Annotated in this window: 17 protein-coding genes; 7 read left to right on the forward strand and 10 right to left on the reverse strand. The window is 63.2% G+C overall.

Annotation, left to right across the window (positions count from 1 at the left end; genetic code table 11):
* The first annotated feature begins 14 nt into the window (after window positions 1-14).
* Window positions 15-1,694: an AMP-binding protein gene (locus ASE49_RS04390; RefSeq protein ID WP_162234223.1), complete on the forward strand. Its 1,680-nt coding sequence runs from the start codon at window positions 15-17 to the stop codon at window positions 1,692-1,694.
* A complete protein-coding gene (locus ASE49_RS04395; protein ID WP_056768912.1) occupies window positions 1,691-3,085 on the forward strand; it encodes a spinster family MFS transporter in 1,395 nt (464 codons plus the stop codon). The genes ASE49_RS04390 and ASE49_RS04395 overlap by 4 nt, the downstream gene beginning before the upstream one ends.
* On the opposite strand, the gene ASE49_RS04400 is transcribed toward ASE49_RS04395, so the two are convergent.
* Entirely contained in the window at window positions 3,080-3,802 is a 723-nt protein-coding gene (locus ASE49_RS04400; RefSeq protein WP_056768913.1) for a TetR/AcrR family transcriptional regulator, read from the reverse strand. The two genes, ASE49_RS04395 and ASE49_RS04400, sit on opposite strands and share 6 nt — an antisense overlap.
* A 98-nt stretch (window positions 3,803-3,900) precedes the next feature.
* On the opposite strand from ASE49_RS04400, the gene ASE49_RS04405 reads away from it, so the two are divergent.
* The gene (locus ASE49_RS04405; protein WP_056768914.1) at window positions 3,901-4,641 is read left to right on the forward strand and encodes an SDR family NAD(P)-dependent oxidoreductase; all 741 of its coding nucleotides are present in this window, start codon (window positions 3,901-3,903) and stop codon (window positions 4,639-4,641) included.
* 82 nt (window positions 4,642-4,723) lie between these two features.
* On the opposite strand, the gene ASE49_RS04410 is transcribed toward ASE49_RS04405, so the two are convergent.
* The 7 genes from ASE49_RS04410 to ASE49_RS04440 form a co-directional block, all read right to left on the reverse strand.
* A complete protein-coding gene (locus ASE49_RS04410; RefSeq protein ID WP_056768915.1) occupies window positions 4,724-5,887 on the reverse strand; it encodes an acyl-CoA dehydrogenase family protein in 1,164 nt (387 codons plus the stop codon).
* 13 nt (window positions 5,888-5,900) lie between these two features.
* On the reverse strand, window positions 5,901-7,340 hold the full coding sequence (locus tag ASE49_RS04415; protein WP_056768916.1) for a 2-oxo acid dehydrogenase subunit E2: 1,440 nt from the start codon (window positions 7,338-7,340) through the stop codon (window positions 5,901-5,903).
* 11 nt (window positions 7,341-7,351) lie between these two features.
* Window positions 7,352-8,362 (reverse strand): alpha-ketoacid dehydrogenase subunit beta, encoded by a 1,011-nt coding sequence (locus tag ASE49_RS04420; RefSeq protein ID WP_056768917.1) that lies wholly within the window; start codon window positions 8,360-8,362, stop codon window positions 7,352-7,354.
* 10 nt (window positions 8,363-8,372) lie between these two features.
* Window positions 8,373-9,347 carry a thiamine pyrophosphate-dependent dehydrogenase E1 component subunit alpha gene (locus ASE49_RS04425; protein WP_056768918.1) on the reverse strand — a complete coding sequence of 325 codons (975 nt, stop codon included), beginning with the start codon at window positions 9,345-9,347 and terminating at the stop codon, window positions 8,373-8,375.
* A gap of 22 nt (window positions 9,348-9,369) precedes the next feature.
* Window positions 9,370-10,734 (reverse strand): aromatic ring-hydroxylating oxygenase subunit alpha, encoded by a 1,365-nt coding sequence (locus ASE49_RS04430; RefSeq protein ID WP_235522835.1) that lies wholly within the window; start codon window positions 10,732-10,734, stop codon window positions 9,370-9,372.
* Window positions 10,734-11,495, reverse strand: a complete 762-nt coding sequence (locus tag ASE49_RS04435) for an SDR family NAD(P)-dependent oxidoreductase (RefSeq protein ID WP_056768919.1) — start codon at window positions 11,493-11,495, stop codon at window positions 10,734-10,736. The genes ASE49_RS04430 and ASE49_RS04435 overlap by 1 nt, the downstream gene beginning before the upstream one ends.
* A 181-nt stretch (window positions 11,496-11,676) precedes the next feature.
* On the reverse strand, window positions 11,677-13,311 hold the full coding sequence (locus ASE49_RS04440) for a class I adenylate-forming enzyme family protein (protein WP_056768920.1): 1,635 nt from the start codon (window positions 13,309-13,311) through the stop codon (window positions 11,677-11,679).
* Between the two features lie 346 nt (window positions 13,312-13,657).
* On the opposite strand from ASE49_RS04440, the gene ASE49_RS04445 reads away from it, so the two are divergent.
* From ASE49_RS04445 to ASE49_RS04455, 3 genes are all read left to right on the forward strand, one after another.
* The gene (locus ASE49_RS04445; protein WP_235522836.1) at window positions 13,658-14,281 is read left to right on the forward strand and encodes a TetR/AcrR family transcriptional regulator; all 624 of its coding nucleotides are present in this window, start codon (window positions 13,658-13,660) and stop codon (window positions 14,279-14,281) included.
* Window positions 14,282-14,388: 107 nt separating this feature from the next.
* Window positions 14,389-15,309, forward strand: a complete 921-nt coding sequence (locus ASE49_RS04450) for an SDR family oxidoreductase (RefSeq protein ID WP_056768922.1) — start codon at window positions 14,389-14,391, stop codon at window positions 15,307-15,309.
* A 55-nt stretch (window positions 15,310-15,364) separates the two neighbouring features.
* Window positions 15,365-16,123: an SDR family oxidoreductase gene (locus tag ASE49_RS04455; RefSeq protein WP_200921962.1), complete on the forward strand. Its 759-nt coding sequence runs from the start codon at window positions 15,365-15,367 to the stop codon at window positions 16,121-16,123.
* A 77-nt stretch (window positions 16,124-16,200) separates the two neighbouring features.
* On the opposite strand, the gene ASE49_RS04460 is transcribed toward ASE49_RS04455, so the two are convergent.
* Window positions 16,201-17,553 (reverse strand): aromatic ring-hydroxylating oxygenase subunit alpha, encoded by a 1,353-nt coding sequence (locus ASE49_RS04460; RefSeq protein WP_056768923.1) that lies wholly within the window; start codon window positions 17,551-17,553, stop codon window positions 16,201-16,203.
* On the reverse strand, window positions 17,550-18,917 hold the full coding sequence (locus tag ASE49_RS04465) for an aromatic ring-hydroxylating oxygenase subunit alpha (protein WP_056768961.1): 1,368 nt from the start codon (window positions 18,915-18,917) through the stop codon (window positions 17,550-17,552). Before ASE49_RS04465 ends, ASE49_RS04460 begins: the two co-directional genes overlap by 4 nt.
* A 168-nt stretch (window positions 18,918-19,085) precedes the next feature.
* On the opposite strand from ASE49_RS04465, the gene ASE49_RS04470 reads away from it, so the two are divergent.
* Window positions 19,086-19,619 carry a VOC family protein gene (locus ASE49_RS04470; protein ID WP_056768924.1) on the forward strand — a complete coding sequence of 178 codons (534 nt, stop codon included), beginning with the start codon at window positions 19,086-19,088 and terminating at the stop codon, window positions 19,617-19,619.
* Window positions 19,620-19,622: the final 3 nt, after the last annotated feature.

The raw sequence follows: 19,622 nt of genomic DNA on the forward strand, positions 1-19,622 counted from the left end.
TCACGGAGACATTCTTGCCCCACACCGCCCCCCTCCCCCCTGTCGCGATGACACCCGATCCGATGACGGTCGGGGGGGCGCTGGTACGTGCCGCCGAACGCTTCGCCGACCGCCCGGCGCTGGTCTATGACGGGCGGGAAGCGACATACGCGCAGCTACTGGATGAAGTCGTCCAGCGCGCGCGGGGCCTGATTGGTCTGGGCGTGAAGGCCGGAGACCATGTAGGCATTCTGGCGCCCAACTGCTGGGACTACGTGGTCCTCTACTATGCGATACAGATGGTAGGCGGTTGCGCCGTGCTGCTCAACGCGCGCTACCGGCCTGACGATCTGGCTTACGTCATCCCCAAGTCGCAGATCAGCGTGTTGCTGGTCGGCGGCCATGCCTGGCAGTTCTGTGATTATCGTCCGATGCTGGCCGAGGTCTTTCCCGAACTGGCGACATGGAGTGGCGGCGACTTGCATGTCGCAGCCGCGCCCGCCTTGCGCCTGGTGGTGGAACTGGGTGACGATCGGCCGGGCAACTGGCCGGGGGCGGCGTTGCTGGATGCGCGCGCACAGAACGTGACGCTCGAGGATGTGTTCGAACGCGCGGTTGCCGTGCGGCCAGACGATATCGGCCTCATCATCTTCAGCTCCGGCACGACGTCCCGGCCCAAGGCGTGCATGCTGACCCACGTTTCCCTTACCCTCATGGGCCAGAGGATGGCAGGCAGCTTCCGCCTCACCGCACAGGACCGCGTGTGGGATCCGCTGCCGCTGTTCCACATGTCCACGATCCTGCCCATGGCCGGATGCCGCGCGACCGGCGCGTGCTTTATCGGCATGAGCCACTTTTCCGCGGACGAAGCCCTGGCGCTTCTGATCGATCGGCGCCCGACGGTACATTACGCAGGTTTTCCGACGATCATCTCCGCGCTCGTCACACATCCGCAGTTCGATCGCTACGACCAGTCAGCGCTGCGGATCAATCACGTCGTTGGGCCGGCAGACCTCATGCGCCGCTATGGTGCGCTGTTTCCAGGCGCGAAGTACGTGAACAGCTATGGCCTTACGGAAGCGACCGGCGTGCCCTGCTACAGCAACATCGATGATCCCGATGACGTGCTGTTCACAACCTCCGGCCCGATCTGCGAGGGCATGGAGGTTGCGATCTTCGCGCAGGATAGCACGATCGTGCCCGATGGCGAGCCTGGAGAAATTCGCGTTCGCGGTTTCGGTGTCTTCGCAGGCTATTTCGATGACGACGACGCAACCGCCGTCGCCGTGGACGCGGATGGATGGCTGCACACAGGCGACCTTGGCCGTATCGGCGCAATGGGGCGCCTCGTGTACGAAGGGCGCCTCAAGGACATGCTTAAGATCGGGGGCGAGAACGTTGCCGCGGTCGAACTGGAAAGCTTCCTGGCAACCCATCCGGCCATCCGCATGGCCCAGGTCGTCGGCGTGCCGGACGAGCGACTTATGGAAGTCGCCGCGGCCTTCATCGAACTGAACCCGGGGGCGCGCATGAGCGAGGAAGACGTCGCCCGCCACTGTGCGGGCCGCATCGCTAGCTACAAGATTCCGCGCTACGTCCGCTTCGTGGAGTCCTGGCCGATGAGCGCGACGAAAGTGCAGAAGTTCGAATTGCTGCGCGGCTTCGAGCCTGATCGCAAGATCGATCCCGCCGCCGTATCCGCCCCCCGGCCATGACGCCCATCCTTCCCGCCGACGCGCCCGTCGATCCGGCAACGATCGACGCGGCGACACCCGCTGGGCGCAGCGGCGAGGAGGAGCGCGGCTCGCTGGCGGGCTGGTATCTGATCTTCGTTCTAACGCTGGCCTACACGTGCAGCTTCATCGACCGGCAGGTGCTCAACCTGCTGGTCGGCCCGATCAAGACCGCGTTCGGACTGGACGATACCCGCCTCAGCCTGCTGCAGGGCATCGCCTTTACCTCTGCCTATGTGATCATGAGCCCGGTGTTCGGGCGCGTCGCCGATGTCGGCAATCGCAAGCGCGTGTTGATGTTCGGCATGATGTTGTGGAGCGTGGGCACGAGCTGCTGCGGACTGGCGCGTAGTTACTGGCAGCTGTTCCTGGCGCGCTTTGGCGTTGGGGGGGCGGAAGCGTGCCTGACGCCCGCCGCTTGGTCGATCATCGCCGATGCGTTTCCGCCCCGCATGATCCCACGCGCCTTCAGCATCTACATGATGGGCCCTTATCTGGGCGGCGGGCTGGCGCTGATCTTTGGCGGCCTGCTGCTCGATGCCGCGCAAGGCTGGCATCTGGCGGGCATCCCGGTGCTGCAATCGATGCAGCCGTGGCAACTGGTCTTCCTGCTTGCCGGCGTACCCGGCCTGGTGATCGCGGCGATGATGACCGTTGTGAAGGAGCCGCTGCGGCGTGCCGCGTCGGCTGCGGCAACGGGGGACGGTGAAGTGCAGCGCATGTCCGGCGCGCAGATCCGTGACACGTTCAGGCGCGGGCGCGGCTTCTACGCCAACTTCTACCTTGGAATGCCGCTTTTCATCATCCCCCTCTATGCTTTTCCGGCCTGGATGCCGACCGTGCTGATCCGCAAGTTCGGCGTCCCGGCGTCTCAGGTCGGCGTGCAATACGGCGTTGCCGTGCTTGTGACCGGATCACTGGGCGTCCTCGTCAGCCCGTGGATCGCGCGTGCGGTTGAGCGGCTTGGGCGGCGCGACAGCCTGCTGGCGGTTGCGCTTGGATGCTGCGTGCTGATGGTGCCGCTCAGCCTCGCCCTGATGTTTGCGAACAGTTATGAGGCGGCGCTATCGATCGCAACCATCGCCAGCATCCTGTACAGCGTGCCGCAGGCGCTATCCTCGTCGGCCCTGCAATTGGTGACGCCCAACCGGATGCGCGGCATCGCCTCGTCGATTTACGTGTTCGTGATCAGCATCGCCGGGCTGGCGTTTGCACCGACGGTGGTCGCGCTTATCACCGACTTCGTGTTCAAGGACGAACGCCGCGTCGGAGATTCGCTGGCGATCACGTGTGCTGCTGCGGCGGCTGCGGGGACGATCTTTCTCGCCCGCGCCCTGCCCCACTACCGACGGATGCTGGACAATCCGCTATGACGGGCCAGCAGGTCTGATCAGGTCATCGAACAACGGGGCCTGTCGATGATTATGCGGCGCCGTAAGCGCAACGGTCATCTGCACCAGCGTGTCGTCGACCAGTTCGTCCAGAGAGATGCCCTGGTCGAAATTGGGGAAGCCGCTATCCCGCCGCATCAGCATGTTGAGGAACATCAACTTGCACAAGCCCACGCGCAGGCGCAGTTCCACGGGCGGCACATAGCTGATGCGCTCCGCGATCAGTTGCCGCACGCGCCGCAGCGCCGGCACGGGCACTTCCGGATCGTCGTAAGGATGGCGAATACCCTCGGCGCGCGAACGGGTCAGGTACTGCGCCAGGAACGCGGAATACGGGTGGCGCCCGTTCTCGTCGCTGATCGTCAGATGGGGCAGGCACATGATTTCCAGCAACGTGCGCGCATCGCCCAGCAATCCGGCATCTTCGGCGCGCTCCAGCATCGCCATGCGCAACGGCTCGAACAGGTTGGTGCGATAATCGAAGATCGCATAGACGAGCGCTTCCTTGGTACCGAAGTGGTACTGGACGGCGGTGTTGTTGCCCTGCTCCGCTGCCGCCGCGATCTCTCGCAGCGCCACGCCATCGATGCCCCGGTCAGCGAACAGCTTTTCAGCCGCCTCGATGATTTTCGTGCGCGTGGCGATGGATGTGACGTGGCGTCGCTTCGCAGGCGCGGTGCGGGTCGTGATGTCATGCATACGATAGCCTTAGTGTTCCGCCTGCACGCGTTAGGCAAGCCGTTACTCGGCCCAACGGGCAGCTTCAGGCCCCATATATACTCTTCGGGAGAATGATTATGAACCAAATCACGTCCTCGGTCATCACCGGCGCCGCGCAAGGGATCGGCCGTGCGATCGCCGAAAGACTTGTCGATCTCGGCCACCGCGTCGCGCTGATCGACGTCAACGGCGATGCCGTGCAAACCATGGCAAACGCCATGCCCGGCGCCATCGCCGTGCAATGCGACGTATCGCAGCACGAGAGTGTCGAGGCCTGTGCCCGGCGGATCGCCCAGGAATGGGGCTATGCCGATATCCTCATCAACAACGCGGGAATAAGCCCCAGCCATGGCGGGCGCTCACTAGCGGTGGAGGATACCGACATTGAGGAGTGGCACCGCGTTATCGGGGTTAATCTGACCGGCACTTTCCTGATGTGCCGCGCACTACTGCCGCTAATGAAGCCACGAGGATGGGGCCGCATCGTCAACTTCTCGTCGCAGGGCGGGCGCATGCGCTCGCGCCTGTCCGGTGCACATTACGGGGCGACGAAGGCGGGCGTGATCGGTTTCACCCGCGTGCTGGCAGGGCAGGTCGGCGCGCATGGCATCACTGCCAATTGCATCGCCCCCGGCCGCATCGTCACGCCGCAAAGCGAGAGTTTTGGCGACAAGTCCGGCTATGTCGATGATATACCGGCGGGCCGCTTGGGTGAGACGGACGATATCGTCGCCGCCGTGGAGTACCTGATTTCAAAGCGGGCATCGTTCGTCACCGGCACTGTGCTGGACGTGAACGGCGGGTTCTTCATGCCCTGACCGGGGCCGGGGATCGGCGATGACCGGCACCCGCGCCATAAAGCGCGGATGCCGGGTCACCCCCTCATGGCCGGGTAATCTTCTAACGCCGCTGGTCGAAACGGCGGCCCAACATGGCACCCGCGATATTGGTTTTCTGGATGTCGATCGCGCCGCCGGCAATGCCCCAACCCCAGCTGTCACGCAGGCGGCGCTCCATCGGGAAGTCCTTGGAGTATCCGTAGGCACCCATCAACTGCAGCGCGTCGCCAGTCACTTCGCGGGCGATGGTGTTGGCAAAGCACTTGCCGGTGGAGCTGTGCAGAACGGATGGCAGGCCATCTTCCGCCAGCGAGGCCGCGCGCCAGATCAGCAACCGGGCCGCTTCCACCTTCATCTGCATCTCCGCCAGCTTGATCTGCACGGCCTGAAATTCGACGATCGCCTTGCCGAACTGCTTGCGCTCCTGAACATAGGCGCTCACATCTTCCAGCGCGCCGGAGGCCTGCGCCAGAGACATCGTGGCGTTGCCGCACCGCTCCAGGTCGAACGCTTCCATCAGCTTCTTGAAGCCGCCGCCGGCATGCACGATCACGTTGTCGAGCGGCACTTCGCAATCATCGAAGTTGAGATCGGAGGACGGTATGCCGCGAAAGCCCATCAACTGCTCGTTGGGTCCGAAAGACAGGCCCGGCGCATCCTTCTCGACCAGCACCGCGCCGATGCCCTTGGCGCCCGGTTCGTCGGACAGGCGGCAGTACACCACATAGGCATCGGAATGGCCACCGCCAGAGCACCACCGCTTGGTGCCGTTGATGATCACCTTGTCGCCCGTGATCACGCCCTTGGTCTTGAGATCGGTCAACGCGCTGCCCGCATCCGGCTCGGACATGGACACCGCCACCACCATATCGCCGGAGCAGACAGCCGGCACCACCCGCTTCTTCAGCGCGTCCGATGCAAAATGTTCGATGGCGCGCACCGGCCCCACCGAGCTTTCGAAAATCGGGAAGCCCACCGCGGACGAGATCTTGCCGAACTCTTCCAGCACGATCAGCGCCTCGATGTTGCCCAGGCCAAGGCCACCAAGTTCGCTGGACACGTTGATGCCCAGAAAACCCATCTCCGCGTAGCGCTTTAGCAGCGCCCGGCTTGGCGGCTTGTTGTCACGCTCAAGCTCGGCGGCGATGGCGGGAAGCTCGGCGCGGGCGAACTGACGCGCTGCGTCCTGCAGCTGCAACTGATCTTCGGTGAGCTTGAAGTTCATCGATTGTCGTCTTTCAAAGCAAGTGAGGATGTTCGAGCAGGCTTGCGAGCGCTGCCATAAAGCGCCCGGCATCCGCGCCGTCGATCGCACGGTGATCGCAGGACAGCGACACGTGAAGAACCGGCACGATCCTGATCGCCCCGTCATCGTCGATGGGCTCGGGCCGCGCGGTGCCGACCGCAAGGATTGCGCCTTGCGGCGGGTTGATGATCGCATCGAACTGTTCAACGCCGAAGCCGCCAAGGTTGGACAGCGAAAAACTGCCGCCGGCAAATTCCTCCGGCTTCAGCTTGCCGCTGCGGGCGCGCTGGGCAAGGCCCTTCATGACGGTGCCGATCGCGCCAACGGACAAGCTATCCGCGCCGAACACGATCGGCGTTACCAGGCCACGCTCGGTCGCCACGGCAACGGAAATGTCCGCCGATCCGAACCGATGGATGTCGGTGCCGTGCACTTGCACGTTGACCGCCGGCACTTCCAGCAGGGCCAGAGCGGTGGCCTTGACGATGTAATCGTTGATGCTGGGCCTGTCGCCGGTGACGGCGGACCGCAAGGCCATCAGCCTGTCGGCCCGCACGCGGCGGCGCACGTAAAAGTGGGGGATCTGCTGCTTCGATTCGGTGAGCCGGCGCGCGATGGTGCGGCGCATCGACGACATCGGCATCACATCGACGTCGCCAGACGAAGTCGCGGGTGGCGGGGCTGCCGAGGCCAGCGCCGCCTTCGGCTCCGGGGCTGGCGCGGGCGCGGGCGGCGCCGCCTGTTGCACCAATGCCAGCACGTCATCCCGGCGGACTTTGCCCCGCGGCCCGGTGCCGGTGATCGTTTCAAGCTTGAGGCCATGCAGGCCGGCAAGCCGGCGCGCCACCGGCGTCGAAAGAACCGGACTGTCCGGCGTTGCTGCGAAAGCGCCGATCAGGTGAGGCTTTGCTTCAGGGCGCGCCGCCTGATGGATGTCCTGGGCGAAAATCCGTCCGCCGCGCCCGCTGCCAGTAACGGCGGAAAGATCCACGCCAAGGCGCTGCGCTTCGGCCAAAGCAACCGGGCTGATCGCAATGCCCGGCGGCACCGGTTGCTCGGCCTTGGCCGGGGGTGCCTGATCGGTGGGTTCGGGCGCGCCCGGCGTATCATCGCCATCCGGGCCGAAGCCAGCCTCGGAGGGCCGAAATGCAGCGACGACCGCATCGATCTCGTCAGCACCGGCTTCGCCGCCGTCGCTCAACACCGCCAGCAAAGCGCCCACCGGGTACGTTTCGCCCGGCTTGGCCAAGATGCGCACGAAGCGGCCCGGTTTCTCGGCCTCGACCTCATTGGTGATCTTGTCGGTTTCGATCAGCGTCAACACGGTGCCGCGATCGAAGGGGGCGTTTTCGGCCACCATCCAGTCCGCGATCGTGCCTTCGGCCATTTCGATGCCCCACTTGGGCATGGTGAAGGGGGTGAGTTTGGCCATGCCGGTGCCCTTCAGCGGAACGCAAGGACGCGGCGCACGGCATCCTCGATCTTCTGCGGCGACGGCACCCAGGCGCGTTCGAGGTTGCGAGCGAACGGGATCGGGCTGTGGGGCGCGGTCACCATCGCGGGCGGTGCTTTCAGGCTGGTGAAGGCACGCTCCGTCACCATCGCCGCGATGTCTGCAGCAAGGCTGCAGCGCGGCGGGCTTTCGTCAACGACCACGAGCCGGCCGGTCTGCTCCACGGATTCGAGGATCGCGTCTTCATCCAGCGGACTGGTGGTGCGCAGATCCAGCAAGTCCATGCCGATACCGTCAGCTGCCAGCTTGTCCGCCGCTTTTTCCGAGAAACTGACCATGCGCCCGCAGGCAACGACGGTCACGTCCCCGCCTTCGCGCACGACGCGCGCTTCGCCGAAGCGCTGGCGGTGATCCCCGTCAGGCACTTCGCCTTTCACGCCGTACAGTGTCTTGTGTTCGAAGAACATCACCGGGTCATCGCCGCGCAGCGCTTCGGTCAGCAGCCCCTTGGCGTCTGCCGGGGTTGTGGGGAGCACCACCTTCAGGCCCGGCATCGCGGTCAGCATGGCATAGACGGACTGGCTGTGCTGGGCCGCCGTCTGCATGCCCGCGCCGTAGACCAGCCGCACCACGGCGGGGCATTTGGTCTTGCCGCCGAACATGTAGCGAAACTTAGCCATCTGGTTCCATATCTGGTCTAGACTGACGCCGACGAAATCAGCGAACATCAGCTCCGCGACCGGCCGTTTGCCCGAAAGCGCCGCACCTGCCGCCGCGCCGATGATCGCGCTTTCGCTGATGGGCGTGTCGATCACGCGTTCGGGGCCGAACTTCTTCCACAGCCCCGGACTGGTGCCCCAGATCCCGCCGATCGCTTCGGGACCGCCGGCAGTGCCGTTGCCGCCCACCACATCCTCGCCCAACAGGATGATGTCAGAATCGCGCTCCATTTCCGCGTGCAACGTCGAGACGATCGCCTCGCGGATGTTCATGATGGCCATCTGCGATCCTTCAGTAATATTCGACGTAGACGTCGTCAGCGACGGTCGCCGGGTCGGGCTGCGCGTCGGCACGCGCCTCGGCAACGGCCTCGTCGATCAGGGCCATGACCTGCGCGTCAACGCCGTCCAGATCCTCGTCGGTAAGCAGCGCTGCACCGGTAACGCGGGCTCGGAACGCCTTGAGGCAATCCCGCTCCGCCCGGATGCGATCCAGTTCACCCTTGCCGCGATAGCGTTGCGGATCACCCTCGAAGTGGCCATAATACCGCTCGGTATCCAGCTCGATCGCCGCCGGGCCATTGCCTGCGCGGACATACTCGAGAAGCTCCGCAAACGCCGCGTAGGTTTCGAAGAAATCGCAGCCATTGGCGCGCCACGCCTTCATCCCGAAAGCCTCGGCGCGGCTGGCGATGTCCTGGTTGGTGCCCACGGCATAGGCATCGCCGGTGTGTTCGGAATAGTGGTTGTTTTCGAACACGAAAATCGCGGGTACCTTGGTGACGACCGCCAGGTTCATCGCCTCGAAGGTAGTGCCCTGGTTGCATGCACCGTCCCCGGAAAAGGCGATGCCGACCCGGCCCTTGCCATCCATTCGCGCCGCAATCGCCGCGCCTACCGCCTGGGGCGCACCGCCGCCCACGATGCCGTTGGCGCCGAGCATGCCCACGTCGAGATCGGCGATATGCATGGAGCCTGCCCTGCCCTTGCACAAACCGCCTTCCCGCCCGTAGATCTCCTTCATCATGCCTTTCACATCGCAGCCCTTGGCGATGCAATGGCCGTGGCCGCGATGGGTGGAGACGATCTTGTCTTCCACCGTCAACTGATCGCAGATGCCCACGGCAACCGCTTCCTGGCCGGCATAAAGGTGGGTGAAGCCACCGATTTCCCCGGTCTTGATTTCTTCGTGCAGGCGCTGCTCGAATTCGCGGATGATCTTCATCCGGCCATAGGCGCCCAGCAGCTCATCGCGGTTCAGTTGCATCCGCGCTTTCCTCTCAATGGCATTACAGGTCGGTCGGCTGCTTGCCGTCGGCGTAGATGTAATCGTCCAGAACCTTGTGGAAGTGGCGGATGCGCAGTTCCTGATCGCCGATCCACAGGCCCGGATAGAAGTCGGACTTCATGCCCGTCTGCACCGTCGGCAGGTTGAACGCGTCCTGGTCGAGCACTTGGCCGATCGATTTGTCGCCATGCTTGAAGGTCTGGTGACGGACCCGCTCGGGCCATTCCTCGCCTTCGGGCACCAGCTCGAACATCCAGATGTCGTAATACATCTTGTTCGGATCGGTGGCGTGCGGACGCTGCCGGAACAGCATAATGTCATCCGAATGTACATTCACCGATACGTTCGGGAAGATCGTATAGTGATAGTCGTCCGTGAGTTGCTCGTCGTTCAGCTCGGAATAATCCTTGCCTTGCGCGGCACCGTGTTCGCGCTTGAACAGCTGCACGTCGCGCCGGATGTCGGACACGCGGCCTTCATACTCGGCCGGGTCCATCCCGGCATGCACCATGATCTCCTGGATCGCGGGGGGGATCTGGCTGGGCATGGCGACGCGCGGCGACACCGCCGCGAAGGGAATCAGGTAGCGGTTATGCTTGCCGAAGCAGTCGATCTGGACGTTGACGTCATCCAGATACCACTTGAGCTGCGGGTGGATGCCCTGCACGTGGTAGGTTTCGCTGAATGCATCGACCGATGCCTTCCAGTTGCAGTCCCACTCCACCGTAACGTCGCGTTTCCATGCCATCCGTTCGGGATGATACGGTTCGAGATGACGCTTGAGGGGATCGATGAAATCCTCGAACGGCTCGACATTGGGGTCGAGCGAGAACCACACGAAGCTGTTCCATTCGACGCATGGTAGTGCGGTGAGGGTCATCCCCGGAGGGCCGCCCTGATGGAAGGTGCACAGGTCCGGGATATGATCGAGCTTGCCGTCCAGGCCGTATGTCCAGTGGTGGTACATGCACTGGAAACTCTCGGCGTTGCCGCGCCCTTCGGGACGCAGGCGGTTGCCGCGATGGAGGCACACGTTGGGGAAGGCACGGATGGAGCCATCGGCCTGCCGCACGATCAGCACGGATTCCTTGCCGATGTCAGTGCAGATGTAATCGCCGGGTTCGTTCAGGTCGTCGCCGCGGCCGCCCAGCAGCCACACCTTGGTCCACACCCGCTCCCATTCCAGCTTCATGAACTCCGGCGAATAGTAACGCGCCGCCGGGATGAGCGCGGTGCCCAGTTCCGGGTCCGGGAACCGTTCCACCGGGGTGCCGTTGCCCACGGACTCGGGATCGACGCGGAACACGTCGACGACGCGCTTTACGTCCATCGCCTCCCGGTCCCAGCCCATGACATGCGGTTTCATCAGAACTGGGTCCGGTTGGTGAAGCCCCCGTCAACGACGAGATGCGATCCGTTGCACCAGCTGGCAGCATCGCTCGCCAGAAAGGCGATAGCCTTGGCGACCTCCTCGGGACGGCCAAGGCGGCCCATGGGCTGCTGGCGGAGCTGCGAGGCGTAGAACTTTTCCATCGTCCCCTTGATCATGTCCCAGTTGCCACCTTCGAACTCGATCGGGCCGGGGGACACGACGTTGACGCGAATGCCGTTCTTGCCGTGCCAGAGCGCCAACTGCTTTGCCCAAGTGATGAGGCTGGCCTTCATCGCGTTGTACGGCTGCGGACCGCCCATTGCTTCGGAAACGGAGGTTGTGCCCAGCAGGACAATCGACCCGCGCTGCTGCTCGGTCATCGTCTCGATCACGCCTTCAACGGCGCGCACGACCGCCATCACGTCTGTTTCAAAGGCGTTGTACCAGTACTTCTCGCTGCCCATGCCGCCGCCGGCGGAAGTGAACGGAACGAGGATATCCACCCCGTCCAGCGCCTCGATCGCCCAGCTGATCCACGCCTTGTAATCGTCCGCCTGCTTGGCGTTGACCGCCTTGCCGACCACTTTGGTGCCGTACTTGGACAAGTTGGCAACGGCGTCCTTCACACTGTCTTCGCTGCGCGCGGTGAGCGCAATATCGCATCCTTCGCGCGCCAGAACTTCGGCCACTGAATACCCGATGCCGCGCGCCGCGCCGATGAGGATCGCCTTCTTGCCCGACAGTCCCAGATCCATTGCGATGTTCCCTTGTTCCGTTGCGCCACCTGCGGATTCGCTATCGCGGCACGTCATGTCTTGATCGGGATGTAAGCCCTTCCAGACCGCCTATGCAATAAAAAAGACAAGCACGACTGCCTTTTTTATTTATCCTTTGGCTCCATCCGTCTACTCCAGAGGCCGCTTTAAAGCCGGCAGATCAGGCGGTTTGCAGTTCCGCGATCAGTTCGGAACGCAGACGGAATTTCTGTATCTTCGAGGTCGACATCGGCCACTGCGTCACGAAACGCACATGGCGCGGAACCTTGAAGCTGGCGATGCGGCCCTTGCAATGCGCGATGAGATCCTGCTCGCTGGCGGTTTCCCCGTCGTTCAATTCCACGAATGCAGCGGGGACTTCGGAATAGCGATCATCCGGAAGACTGACGACTTGCGCCAGCTTCACCGCCGGATGGGTCTGCAGCATCGCTTCGATCTCGGCTGCGGCCACGTTCTCGCCGCCGACCTTCATCATGTCCTTGGTTCGACCGTGGAACATCACGTTGCCGTCAGCATCGATCGAGCCGATATCGCCGGTGTAGAACCAACCATCGCGAATGGCCTCGGCGGTCTTCTCCGGCGCATTGTAGTAGCCTTTCAGGACATTCGGTCCGCCAAGCACGATCTCGCCCTGCTCGCCCGCCGCGCAATCCATTCCGGTTTCCGGATCGACAATGCGGACCTGCCAGTCGTCCAGCGGCGTTCCACACCGCCCGGTGCGCACTTCGTAGCTATCGGACAAGCGGCTGGTGGATACCGTTCCGGCTGCTTCGGTAAGGCCATACGTCCCCACCTGGATGGTGTGCGGCATAGCTTCGGCCACGGCCAGCTTGATCCATTCGGGCTGCACCGCGAAGTTGGAGTTCATGATCCGCAACGCGGACAAGTCCGTATCCTTGAAGGTCGGATGGGTGATGAGATCCTGCATGATGGTCACGAAGCTGGGATACGCGATCGTCGCCCCTTCCCCGCCGAGCATGGCGAGGCCCACGCCGGCATCGAAGCGCGGGATGGTCATGTAGACCCCGCCCAGATCCAGGATCATCGTCATCGGCAGGATGCCCGCGATATGGAATATCGGCAACGGCGACCAGACCTTGTCGGCGCTGGTGCATTCATAGCGCACGCCAAGGTTACGGCTGTTGGCGACTTGCGCTTGGTGGCTGATCATCGCCCCCTTGGGGTTCGCTGTGGTGCCCGATGTGTAGAGGATCATCGCCGTATCGAGCGGGTTCACCGCATCTATCCGGGCATCGACATCGCCATCGGCAATCTTTTCGCCCCCGGCAAGCGCCGCCCGGGCCGGAACAAGGTATCCCGCGCACTGGTTGTCCAGACACACGATGCTGCGGAGGCGCGGGGCTTCCGGCAGTGACAACGACCACGGATCGGCGGCATGCTTCAAGGAGGGCAAGGCCGATTCCAGCCGCGCACTGAAATCCAGGCCGTCCGCCACTTTGCCGATGGTGATGATGGTCACAAGGTCCGCATCATTGGCGACGAAGCCCAGTTCGCTGGCCTGGTAGCGCGCGTTCACCGGCACCGCGACCGCGCCGATCATCACGATGCCGTAGAAGGCAGTGATGAAGTCCACGCACGTGGGCAGCAACAGGCCCACGTTATCTCCGGGCTTAACGCCGATCGCGATAAGCGCCTTGGCCCACGCCCGCGCCGCCTGGTCCAATTCGGCGTACGTCAGGCGCTGGTCCGGCATCACGATAGCATCGCTCTGCGCGAACCTCGCCGCCGAGGATCGTATCATCTCGCCCATAGTCAGGATCGGCTGTTCGCCCATGCCCGCTCTCCCATGTCTGTGCTTTGTCCCGCCGCCCGGATTGCCGGGCGCGCGGAGGATCACTTCATTGAGTGACAGCTTACCAAGCAGATCAGAAAACACAATCAGTCATGTATGTTTTGTTTTCGATCTTGGGCAGGCCATCGCGAACAGCAGTCAGGTGGCGCACGGTGTACGAAATTGCACGATGCGCCCATGCTTGCCTAAACAGCGCACGTGGGCGTAAGCGAACGTTCCCTCCTACACGCGTGACAGCATCATTCAGGCGAATCACATGGCCTCATCGCAGACCCGAACCCTTCGTACGACCAGGCCTGCTGCTGCAAAGGCAAAGGCGGCGACGAGCGTGAAAGGATCGGGAAGTACGTTGCAGGCCACCAAGGCCGCCCAGACCCGGGCCCGCCTGATCGACGCGACCGTGCGATGCCTGGTCAAGCATGGCTACGCAAAAACGACAACGCCGCGCGTGGCGGAAGAAGCGGGCCTTTCGCGCGGAGCGATGATGCATCACTTCGAAAATAGCGCCGCGCTGATCAAGGCAACGATCATCGAGCTTCATGAAAAGCGGCTGCGCGCCTTTCGCCGGGCTGCCGAAAGGCCGGACGATCACGATGTTGAAACGCTGGTCGAAACTTATTGGGCACAAGTCCAGAAGCCCGCATTCATTGCCTTCCACGAGCTGGCGATGGCCGCGCGCACAGACAAGGAACTGGGTGCAATCCTGTTTCCCCTGCAGGAAGAATTTCGCGATCGCTTCAATGCCCAGGCCGAAGCGCTGTTTCCCGAATGGCGCGGCTCCGAAGAGGCCTTCGACATGGCGATGAATTTATCGCAGACGATCCTGGAAGGCATGGGAATCGCCGTGCAGACCGGCGCGATGGACAAGGCCAAAGTGCCGCGCATGCTGGCGCATCTGCAAAACCAGATCCGCGCCCTAATGCCTTCCCTCAAGCCGCGATCCGTCTCGTAAAAACAATCTTGTTTGTCTTTTTGATTTTGCCGCGTTACCGTGCCGGTTGGGTAGAGGACACATAGCGGCGCAGACCGCTCTCTGCCGCCAATCGCAAGGACAGAGATTTGGACGCTCCCAAGACTTTTACCGCCAAGGTGTTCCGCCCGGAAGATGACGGCCCCGATCGCCCCGCACGCGGGCTCGACGGGGATGCCCTGCGACAGCAGACCACGATATACCGCGATGACATGCTTGCCGGCCAGACGGTGCTGGTCACCGGCGCGGGAAGCGGCATGGGCAAGGCCACCGCGTTCCTGGCCGCGAAGCTGGGCGCGCAGGTTGCGATTTGCGGGCGCGATGGGGAAAAGCTGCAAACCACCGTCGATCTGGTGCGCGAGGAGACCGGCGGCGAGGTGCTGGCCGTTCCCACCAACATTCGCGATCCCGATGCGGTCGAGGCGCTGATCGCCAAGGTGCATGATCACTTCGGCGGGCTGGACACGCTGGTAAACAACGCCGGCGGGCAGTTTCCGCAGGACGCGATCGATTTCAGCCGCAAAGGCTGGCTGGCGGTGATCGACACTAATCTGAACGGCACCTGGTGGATGATGCAGGAAGCCGCCAAGCGCTGGCGCGCGGATGGCAAGGCGGGCAACATCGTCAACATTGTCGCCAACGTCGAACGCGGGATGCCGCAGGCCGCGCACACCTGCGCGGCGCGCGCCGGCGTGATCTACCTGTCCAAGACTTTGGCCACGGAGTGGGCGCAGTGGAACGTTCGGGTGAACTGCATCGGCCCCGGCGTGATCGAGACCGAAGGCTTCCGCATGTATCCCGAAGAAGCGCTGGCGCGGTTTCACAAGGCCAATCCGATGCGCATGCGCGGCAACGCCTGGGACGTGGCGGAAGCGATCGCCTACCTTGCCTCGCCGGCGGCCCGTTTCATCAACGGCGATCTCATCGTTATCGATGGTGGGCAGGCCCAATGGGGCGTGATCTGGCCCGGTGGCATGCCGGACTATTTCAAGGACGACGGCGCGGCCTGAACGCCCTACCCGTCCCCAAGAACGCGAAGTCAAAAACATAACACAGGAGAGATGCATGGGCCGCGTAGAAGGCAAAGTGGCGTTGGTTACCGGCGGCGGTTCGGGGTTGGGTGCCGCCGATAGTGAAGCGCTGGCGCGTGAAGGCGCGAGCGTGGTGGTGACGGACGTAAAGCTCGAAACCGCGCTTGCGGTGGCCGACCGGATCGGCAACGGCGCCGTCGCCATGGCGCTGGACGTGTCCGACGAAGCGCAGTGGATTGCGGTCATGCAAGAGATCGACGCCCGGTTCGGCCGGCTTGACGTGCTGGTGAACAACGCCGGCGTCGTGCTCAGCGCCGACGTTGAGGATACGACGCTAGAGCAATACCGCTGGGTCAACGCGATCATGTCCGATGGCGTGTTCCTTGGCTGCAAGCACGCCATCCCGCTGATGAACAAGCGCGATGGCGGCTCCATAATCAACATGAGTTCAACCGGCGCCCTGCTCGGCTATCCGATCTTTTTCGCCTACTCCGCCGCCAAGGGCGCAGTGCGCGCCATGACCAAGTCGGTGGCGGTGATGTGCCAGGAAAAAGGGTACAAGATCCGCTGCAATTCGGTGCACCCCGGTTCGATAGAGACGCCGATGGTGCAGACGGCGGAAGGCCGGATCGGCCAGGCCAAGGAGATACCTGACGGTGTTCTCCCACCCGGAACGCCGGGCCATCCCAAGGACGTGGCCGCGCTGGTGCTGTTCCTGGCCTCGGACGAATCGCGGTTCATCAACGGCGCCGAACTGGTGGTGGACAACGCGGTGACAATCAGGCCGTTCTGATCGTACCCCTGCGCAAAAAAGCCCCGCCTCCATTACTGGACGCGGGGCTTTTTTATGTAGCACCGGTCTTCTGAATGTCAGGAATCGGCGTCCAGCCAGCGATCCATTTCGACATGGAAGTGCCGCAGCCGTGCCTCCTGTTCACCCCAGAGCGGACCGCGAAAGCCGCGCGAACGGGCACCGGCCTGAACGATCGGCAGAAGGTCTGAATCCTGATCCAGCACTTCGCCCATACCCGGTGGCTCGCCAAGTCCGGTATGGACGACCTCGGGCCGCGTAGCCCCGGTCATGTCCACGTCCGACCCAAGTCCCATCCAGCCGGGCGCGCCATAACCCGGCGCATCGACATGGCGATACAGGATCGTGGTGTCATATGTGAACTGCTCCGGATCGCTGGCGTGCGGCTTGAAGCGGTGCAGGAACACGGCTTCGGGGTGGCACCCGATCTGCAGGTTCGGGAAGATGCCGAATATCGTCGCGTCGGTCAGTTGCGCATCGGAAAAGTGCGAATAGTCCACCCCGATCCGCGCCGCTCTTTCGCGCTTGGCGTGGGCAACGGCGGCGCGGCTTTCCATGGCTGTGCCGGTGAAGCTGTCGGGATCGACGCCCGCGTCGGCCAGCAAGGCGGCGATGCCCGGATTGATCCCGTCCTGATCGGGGAAGTGCGAATTGGGCTGCGCCATCGGCACGAACTGGCGGGACAGGCCGCCAGGGTATAGATCGATATGGGTGCGATCATCGATCACGCCCATCGTCTGCGGATGGATGGCGTGCAGGTGATAGCTTTCGTAGAAGGCGTCGACCCCGCCCTTCCAATTGGCCGCCCAGTCCGACCGGCGATGCTGGACGACGTGCATCTTGTCCATGCCGTAGGTTTCCAGCATCGGCAGGATCGGTCCGAGGAATTCCTTCAGCGGCTGGGCATCGTGTGCCATGTTGATGAAGACGAGGCCCGCCGCTTCCTCTGCCCGAACCGAGGTGAGATCGGTGCCGTGGCACAGCACTTCGGGGCGGAAGGTTTCGGGATCGGTGACCTTCTCGTTATGCCCGTCCAGCCCGAAACGCCATGAGTGGAAGGGACAGGTGAAGCTGTCCTGACTGCCCATGTCGCCCATAACCAGCCGGCTGCCGCGGTGGGGGCAGACGTTGTAATGTGCGGCGACAGACCCGTCTTCCTGCCGCACCACGATGAAACTTTCCGGGCCGATGTCGAACTTCACCCAGTCCCCCGCCTCGGGAATGTCGCTGGCGGGCGCGGCCAGCAGCCAGCTACGGGCAAAGACCTGCTCCCACTCCCGCGCAAAGAATTCGGGTGAGGTATAGCGGATCGGGTCCGGGCGGGCATGGCCGTTGTCGATCGGCGGGGCGGGCTGGTCGAAGGGGTGCTGTGACCCTTTGTGAACGGCCCAGCTGCGGGGATCGTAATTCACGCCTGCTTCTCCTGAGTGTTGCCCATTCGGCGGTCAAGCTCCGCATGGAAATGGCGCAAACGGCCTTCCTGCTCGCTCCATAACGGCCCGCGAAAGCCCCGCGAACGCGCGCCTGCCTGCACGATGGGCAGAAGATCGGAATCCTGATCCAGCACTTCGCCAAGGCCCGGCGGCTCACCCAGCCCGGTGTGCACCACTTCGGGGCGTGTCCTGCCACTGAGGTCCGTCTCGGCGCTCAGGCCCATCCAGGCCGGTGCGCCATAGCCGGGCGCATCGACATGGCGATACAAGATGCAGGTATCGTAGGTGAACTGGTTGGGATCGCTAGCGTGCGGAATGAAGCGATGCAGGAAGATCGCTTCGGGATGGCAACCGATCTGCGCATTGGGAAACAGACCGTAGACGACGGAATCACTCAACTGGCTATCGCTGAAGCGCTCGTAGCCCAGGCCCAGCTCATCCGATCGGCGACGCTTCGCTTGCTGCACCGCCCGCCGGGTTTGGGCCGCGGTGCCCTGATAGGTCTGCGGATCGATCCCGGCATCCTTCAGCATCGACTGGATGCCGGGATTGACGGTTTCCTGATCCTCGTAGCGGGCCGCAGGCTGGGCAAACGGCACGAACTGACGGGAGAGGCCACCCGGCCACAAATCGATCTGGGTGCGGTCGTCCATCAGGCACTGCGTTTGCGGATGAACGGCATGCAGATGATAGATCTCCGCAAACGCATCCACGCCGCCCTTCCAGTTCGCGCCCCAATCGGAACGCCGATGCTGGACGACGTACATCTTGTCGATATCGTAAAGCGCAAGCTGGGGCAGGATCGGTGCCAGCCATTGGGTCAGCGGCTCCACCTGCGGATCCATGCAGATGAACACCAGCCCGACGGCGACCTCGCACCGCACGGACGTCAGGTTGCGGTCGTGGCACAGCACTTCGGGGCGGAACGTTTCCGGATCGGTCACCGCGATGTTGTGACCTTCCAGATCGAATTTCCACGAGTGGAAAGGACAAGTGAACCGGTCGAGCGATCCGAAGTCGGACGTCACCAGCCGGCTGCCGCGATGGGGGCACACGTTGTAGTGCGCGTGCACCTCTCCATCGTCACCGCGCACGATGATGAAGTTTTCCGGCCCAATATCGAAGGTGAAGTAATCGCCCGCTTCCGGAATGTCGGAAATATGGCCGGCCAGCAGCCAGCTTTTGGCAAACACCTTGTCCCATTCCTCTGCCATGAAGGCGCGATCGTGATACCGGGCCGGGTCCGGACGGTCGGTGCCGTTGTCAATCGCCGGCGATACACGCGCGTTGAACGGGTGCGCCGGGCCAACGTGGATGTTCCAATCGTCGAAATCGAGCTTCATCATGGTTCATCCCTCTCCTCTGGGATCGCCCCGGCGGTCGGTTCAAAGCCGACTCACTCGTGGGGTAGACATTCACTAGAAAACAGTCATGAATGTTTTTCAAGTAAGATCGCGACCGTCCGTGCCGATAAGGCGCTGGCGAGCCGCCATAAAGGGAGAGTCAAGGATATGAGCCGCTTGTATGGCCGCGTTTTCCAGATCGCCTATGTCGTTCCCGATCTGGACGCGGCGGTTGACCACTGGACCAGCACCATGGGCGTTGGCCCGTTCTTTGACTTTCCAGTGCCCTTGGGGCTGGACACGCTGAACGTTGACGAGCAGCCGGTTGCACCTGACACGCCGATCTTTGGAGGCGTGTCCATAAGCTACAGCGGCGACACCATGATCGAGCTTATCCAGCCCGGCACAGCGCCATCAACCTACCGCCAGTTCCTTGAATCGGGGCGCAGTGGCATCCACCACCTTGGCACTTGGATTGACGACTACGAGGCCGCAATGGTCCATGCCCGTGCGCAAGGCGTCCCCGTGGTGCTGGAAGGGCGGCTGCCGCTTTCGCGCTTCGCCTATCTCGACACCGCGAAAGACGGCCTCAGCCCGCTGGTTGAGATCATCCAGCCGCTGCCCGAAATGCACGCCCTGTTCGCCCGCATCAAGGCGGCGACAACGGACTGGGACGACAGCGAGCCGCGCCGCTCGATCTGAAGC

This window comes from Novosphingobium sp. Leaf2, assembly GCF_001421325.1.
Lineage (GTDB): Bacteria > Pseudomonadota > Alphaproteobacteria > Sphingomonadales > Sphingomonadaceae > Novosphingobium.